Origin of the sequence: Desulfobacter sp. UBA2225, assembly GCF_002348205.1 — a bacterium.
GTDB lineage: Bacteria > Desulfobacterota > Desulfobacteria > Desulfobacterales > Desulfobacteraceae > Desulfobacter > Desulfobacter postgatei.
In genome coordinates, this window is sequence record NZ_DDYV01000232.1 from 1 (window position 1) to 6,369 (window position 6,369).

Here is a 6,369-nt window from a genome sequence, read left to right on the forward strand (position 1 = left end):
GGGGTCGCACTAATCATGGGATGCTACCTTACTTTTAGTTTGTCTACCTCCTTATTCATGAACTGGTACAACAAAAAATCGCAATTAGTGGAAAGATAATTATGGCTGTCGTTCCCATTGACCATGAGGCAATAAAGAATATTAAACCGCCGGTAAACCAAAGAGGCATCATTGGCTGGTTTAAAGAAAATCTGTTTAATGGAATTTTCAATTCCGTTTTAACCCTCATTATCCTGACCTTCATCCTTAAATTTCTTCCGCCTTTTATCCAGTGGGCCTTTTTCAAGGCGTCCTGGTTCACAAACCCGGATTTCTGCAAACAATGCGAAGGGGCCTGCTGGTCCGTGGTATTTAAAAACTTACGGTTTATCATTTTCGGATTTTATCCCCATGATATTCACTGGCGCCCCTTTGCGGCCATGATGATCCTTTTTCTCCTTTTGTTTTTCTCCAGCAACCGCAGATTCTGGACAAAAAAACTGGCATACGCTTGGCCGGTCGGCCTTGTTGCTATGGGAGCTCTCATGAAGGGCGGAATTTTAGGATTAGCGCCTGTGGACTCCATGAAATGGGGGGGATTGCCTTTAACATTGCTGCTTTCCATATTCGGGCTGACCTCAGCATATCCATTAGGTGTTATTCTCGCCCTTGGCAGGGTGTCAAAGATGCCGTTGATCCGACTGATGTCCGTGGCCTATATTGAACTTATCAGGGGCGTACCCCTCATTTCACTGCTTTTCATGTCATCCATTATTTTCCCATTATTCCTACCCGAAGGGATCACCATCAACAACATCCTCCGGGCACAGGTCGCCATTATTCTGTTTACGGCCGCCTATGTGGCCGAAGTGGTCAGAGGCGGATTACAGGCCATGCCCAAAGGGCAGTTTGAGGCCGCAGACGCCATAGGTCTGAACTACGCCCAGACCATGCGCCTGATTATTCTGCCCCAGGCCCTTAAAATCGTCATCCCGCCCACGGTCAGTGTTCTGATTTCCGCATTCAAAGACACCTCCCTTGTGGTGATCATTGCCCTGTTCGATTTTTTAATGACTGCAAAAAATGTTATCCAGAATCCTGAATGGATGGGGTTTTCCACCGAAATGTACCTTTTTGTGTCCCTGATTTATTTTTTAGGCTGTTTTTCCATGTCCAGTTTTTCACGCAAACTTGAGCGGGAACTGGATACGGACAAACGATAGAGATCTTTTTTTTGAAAGCATAAAATATGAACGATACCCGACAAGACGACGTAATTATTCAGATACAGGACCTGAACAAGTGGTATGGTCATTTCCATGTATTAAAAAATATAAACCTGGAAGTCAGAAAACAGGAGAAAATTGTCATCTGTGGACCTTCTGGCTCGGGAAAATCCACTTTGATCAGATGCATTAACCGGCTGGAAGAACACCAGAAAGGAAAAATCATTGTTGACGATATCGAACTGACCAACAATTTAAAAAATATTGAAAAAATTCGCACGGAAGTGGGGATGGTTTTCCAGCATTTCAATCTTTTCCCCCATCTGACCATCCTGGACAACCTTACCATAGGGCCGATATGGGTAAGAAAAACACCTAAAAAAAGCGCCGAAGAGACCGCCATGTTCTATCTTGAAAAAGTCAAAATCGCAGAACAGGCAAAAAAATATCCAGGCCAGCTTTCCGGTGGCCAGCAGCAGCGAGTGGCCATTGCCAGAAGCCTTTGCATGAAGCCCAAAGTGATGCTTTTTGATGAACCGACCTCGGCCCTCGACCCTGAAATGGTAAAAGAAGTTCTGGACGTCATGATCCAGCTTTCCGAAGAGGGAATGACCATGATTGTGGTCACCCACGAAATGGGGTTTGCCAAAACTGTGGCCCAGCGGGTCATGCTCATGGATGAAGGAATGATTCTGGAGGAAAATAATCCCAAGGACTTCTTTGAACATCCCGAACATGAACGCACCAAATTCTTTTTAAGCCAAATTTTAAACTAATTTACGGAGCAAAGTCAGATGGAATGCGTAAAAGGAGATTTAATTCACCTGGCCAAAGAAGGGCACTTTGATGTAATCATTCACGGCTGCAATTGTTTTTGCACCATGGGCGCCGGAATTGCCAGACAGATCCGCACCCATTTCCCCCAGGCCTGGGAAGCCGACCTTGCGACGGCATCCGGAGACATATCCAAGCTGGGCAGTTATTCAAAGGCATGTGTAAACACACCATCCGGACGATTGTATGTGATCAATGCCTACACCCAGTATCACTATTCGGGGGACGGGGTACTGGTTGATTATGATGCCATAAAAAAAGTCTTTAGCGCATTGAAAAAACAGTTCAGCGGCAATCGCATGGCATATCCCAAAATCGGGGCAGGCCTTGCCAAAGGAGACTGGAACATGATCAGCAAAATAATAGACAGCGCCCTGGATGGCGAGACTCATACCCTGGTTGAGCTGAGATGATTAAATTCCACAATTAAAAAATAATCAAATAGGATTTGCACAATTGCTGATTTTATTTTAGTGTTTGGCGCAAAGGCATCCCTCTGCGTTCTGGAGATGGAGATTTTTGCACCCAAACTCGGGGGTGTGCGACCACTAAATCTAAAACATTAAGACTAAAAATAAAGATTAAAATGATGATTAAAACAGCAATAGCAGGCGCATCAGGCTATACCGGCCTCGAACTGGTCAAACTGATTTCCAACCACCCTAAGGCCAGCCTTGAAGCAGTGACCTCAAACTCATACCAGGGGAAAGCATTTACCGACATATTTCCGTCCATGCGCGGATTTGAATCCCTGGTATGCACACCCTTTGATGCCGTTGCGCTTTCAAGTAAAGTGGATGTCGTATTTCTGGCCTTGCCCCACAAGGTATCGATGGCCTTTGCGCCAAAACTCATAGACCAGGGTATAAAAGTCATAGATCTTTCAGCGGACTTCAGGTTTGATGATGCCAAAGCATATGAATCGGTATATCAGCCACACACCGCCCCAAAGCTTCTGGAGGAAAGTGTTTACGGCTTGTGTGAACTCAACCGGGATCGCATCAGAAGCGCAAGGATCATCGGGAATCCCGGGTGTTACCCAACATCCATCCTTCTGCCCCTGGTTCCGTTGCTCAAGGAAAAACTGATTTCTCCCCAGGGCCTTATTTCAGATTCGAAATCCGGGGTCAGCGGCGCAGGCCGCTCTCTTTCACTGACCACCCATTTTTGTGAGGTAAACGAATCTTTTGGTCCGTATAAAGTGGGCAATCACAGGCACACCCCTGAAATCAACGAAGTGTTAACCAAGGCAGCCGGAGAACCGGTTTCCCTGACCTTTGTTCCCCACCTGGTGCCCGTAACCCGGGGGATGGTTTCAACCATTTATGCCCAAACCTGTAAAAATGTCGCCGAAAAACAAATTCGCGAGGCCCTGAATAAATGGTACGAGAACGAACCCTTCATCAGGATTTTACCCCCGAATAAATTTCCGAACATCTCCCATGTCAAGGGGACGAACTGCTGCGATATCGGCTTTCACCTCGAACCTGAATCAGGCCGACTGATACTGGTTTCCGGCATTGATAACCTGCTCAAAGGCGCTGCCGGCCAGGCCGTTCAGAATATGAATATCATGTTCGACATTGATGAGGAAGCCGGGTTGGATTGGGTGCAAACCCCGCTGTAGGGGCATTTTTACTTGACACAGGGGTCATAGAACCTGTATTAATGTCCAGATGAAAAGCCGAATCAAAATATGGTTTCATTCAGACGATAGTTCAAATATAAGAGAAATTTCACTTAGAAAATCGTTTTTACTTTTTTCTATTCCTCTTTTTTTGCTCTTCGTCGGCGCAGTATCCTATTTGGGGTATGATTACTATTTGCTTAAGCGGGCTGACTGGGATAACACAGCGCTCCATGAAACCATCGCGGGTCAAAAAACGGAACTTGAAGACCAGAGACGCCAGATCCAGGTGTTTGCCGGGGAAATTCAGGGGCTAAAGGAACAAATATCAAAACTTGGGCAATTGGAGAATCAGGTCCGCCTCATTGCCGATATTGACAAATCAGGACAATCATCAGGCCTTTGGGGCATCGGCGGAGTACCGGAAACCGATCTGGATCAAGAGATACCCCTGGATGTCCGCCATAACGCGTTGATACGAGAGATGCATCATCAGGTAAAACAGATCAGATCCGTTGCAGATAAAGAGAAACTGGATTTCAAAGAACTGATCAATAAATTGGAAAAAAAGAAAAACCTGCTGGCCTCATCCCCTTCCATCAAGCCGGTCTCAGGTATGATAACCTCGTCTTTTGGTTACCGCAAGTGCCCATTCACTGGAGGAAAAACCTTTCATTCAGGTCTTGATATCTCCAACCGAACGGGCACTAAAATTGTTTCAACTGCGGCCGGTAAAGTGGTCTTTGCCGGACGAAAGAACGGCTATGGAAATGTCGTCATTATTGACCACGGATATGGGAAAGCTACCAAATATGCCCATTTAAGAGATATCCTCGTCCATAAACACCAACAGGTTAACCGCGGAGAGAAAATTGCCACCTTAGGCAATACCGGCCGAACCACCGGGCCCCATCTTCACTATGAGGTTCTTGTCAACGGGACCCCTGCCAACCCCTCAAAATACATTATTAACTAGTGTTCCCTATTTCCGCCTATCCAGAAAAAAATTCGTGACTATTCTGAATTTTTTTTTCTTTTATTTCCTGGAATAATGCTTATATATTATATATTTTACTGACAAATTAAATGACCTTAAAATTTAAACAGGCAGCCTTTACATGTTACTCACTTTTCTTACTAAACTTTTCGGGTCCAACAATGACAGGATCCTTAAACAAATTCAACCGATTATTGACAAAATAAACGAATTTGAGCCCCAAATGCAGGCTTTATCAGATACCCGCATAGGTGAAAAAACAACTGAGTTTAAAATCCGCCTGGCAAAGGGAGAGACCCTGGAAGACATTCTTCCCGAAGCCTTTGCCCTGGTCAGAGAGGCATCGGTACGCACCCTTGGACTGCGTCATTACGATGTCCAACTCATTGGGGGCATTACATTGCACCGCGGTACTATTGCAGAGATGAAAACCGGTGAAGGTAAAACCTTGATGTCCACCCTGCCCGCCTACCTGAATGCCCTTACGGGCAAAGGTGTTCACATTGTTACGGTCAATGACTATCTGGCCAGGCGTGACGCGGAATGGATGTCCCAGGTGTATGAATTTTTAGGACTGACTGTAGGCGTCATCCTGCATGACATGGGATCACAGGAACGCAAACAGGCCTATGCCGCAGATATCACATACGGTACAAATAATGAATTTGGTTTTGACTACCTGCGGGACAACATGAAATTCGATCCCGAAGAGCTGGCCCAGGGAGATCTGCATTTTGCCATTGTGGACGAAGTGGATTCCATTCTCATTGACGAGGCAAGAACCCCTTTGATTATTTCAGGTCCGGCTGAAAAATCCACCCATCTCTACACCCAGGCCAATGCGATTATCCCGGCATTTAAAAAAGATACCGACTATACCCTGGATGAAGAATCAAAAACCGTGTCCCTTACCGAAGAGGGCATTGCAAAGGGTGAAGAGCTGCTCAATGTGGAGAATCTTTATGATCCGGCCAATATTGAACTCCTGCACCACCTTAATCAGGCTTTAAAGGCCCATGTAATTTTCAAACGAGACACAGACTACATTGTAAAAAACGGTCAGGTCGTCATTGTGGATGAATTTACAGGCCGGCTTATGAGTGGCCGTCGTTACTCGGAAGGTCTTCACCAGGCCCTTGAGGCCAAAGAGGGGGTTAAAATCGAGAATGAAAACCAGACCCTTGCTTCCATCACCTTCCAGAACTACTTCAGGATGTATGACAAGTTGTCGGGCATGACCGGAACAGCGGATACGGAAGCAGAGGAATTTAAAAAAATTTATAATCTGGATGTGCTGGTCATTCCCACCCACAAGCCTATGGTGCGTGACGACCGGGCGGACCTGATTTACAAGACCCAGAAGGAAAAATACGATGCCGCCATCAAGGAGATTATCCGGCTACATAAAAAAGGACAGCCTGTGCTGGTGGGTACCATTTCCATTGATGTCTCCGAATCCCTAAGTGAAAAGCTCAAGAAAAAAGGGATTCCGCATAATGTTCTTAATGCCAAGCACCACAAGGAAGAGGCGGAAATTGTGGCCACTGCGGGCCAAAAAGGCGCTGTGACCATCTCCACCAACATGGCCGGGCGTGGTACGGACATCAAGCTGGGAGAAGGGGTAAAAGAACTTGGCGGCCTTCATATTCTCGGCACATCCCGCCATGAATCCCGGCGTATTGACAACCAGTTGAGGGGGCGGTCCG

Annotated in this window: 6 protein-coding genes; all 6 read left to right on the plus strand. The window is 46.2% G+C overall.

What is annotated here, in order from left to right; genetic code table 11:
* The first annotated feature begins 101 nt into the window (after positions 1–101).
* On the plus strand, positions 102–1,202 hold the full coding sequence (locus B3D59_RS11690; RefSeq protein WP_286819922.1) for an amino acid ABC transporter permease: 1,101 nt from the start codon (positions 102–104) through the stop codon (positions 1,200–1,202).
* A 53-nt stretch (positions 1,203–1,255) separates the two neighbouring features.
* Complete coding sequence (locus B3D59_RS11695) at positions 1,256–1,981, plus strand: amino acid ABC transporter ATP-binding protein (RefSeq protein WP_349676891.1); 726 nt, start codon at positions 1,256–1,258, stop codon at positions 1,979–1,981.
* Positions 1,982–1,999: 18 nt separating this feature from the next.
* Positions 2,000–2,452, plus strand: coding sequence for a macro domain-containing protein (locus B3D59_RS11700; protein ID WP_286819932.1), 453 nt, complete (start codon positions 2,000–2,002; stop codon positions 2,450–2,452).
* A gap of 176 nt (positions 2,453–2,628) precedes the next feature.
* Positions 2,629–3,666, plus strand: a complete 1,038-nt coding sequence (gene argC, locus B3D59_RS11705) for an N-acetyl-gamma-glutamyl-phosphate reductase (protein ID WP_286819937.1) — start codon at positions 2,629–2,631, stop codon at positions 3,664–3,666.
* 178 nt (positions 3,667–3,844) lie between these two features.
* Complete coding sequence (locus tag B3D59_RS11710) at positions 3,845–4,642, plus strand: M23 family metallopeptidase (protein WP_286819933.1); 798 nt, start codon at positions 3,845–3,847, stop codon at positions 4,640–4,642.
* A gap of 142 nt (positions 4,643–4,784) precedes the next feature.
* Positions 4,785–6,369, plus strand: a 1,585-nt coding sequence (gene secA / locus B3D59_RS11715; protein ID WP_286819935.1) for a preprotein translocase subunit SecA, incomplete at its 3' end; no start/stop codon positions are given.

Bases quoted from the DNA above. Each gene is read 5' to 3' on its own strand.
- B3D59_RS11700 (WP_286819932.1), top strand. From the start codon at position 2,000: ATGGAATGCGTAAAAGGAGATTTAATTCACCTGGCCAAAGAAGGGCAC.
- argC (WP_286819937.1), top strand. From the start codon at position 2,629: ATGATTAAAACAGCAATAGCAGGCGCATCAGGCTATACCGGCCTCGAA.
- B3D59_RS11690 (WP_286819922.1), top strand. From the start codon at position 102: ATGGCTGTCGTTCCCATTGACCATGAGGCAATAAAGAATATTAAACCG.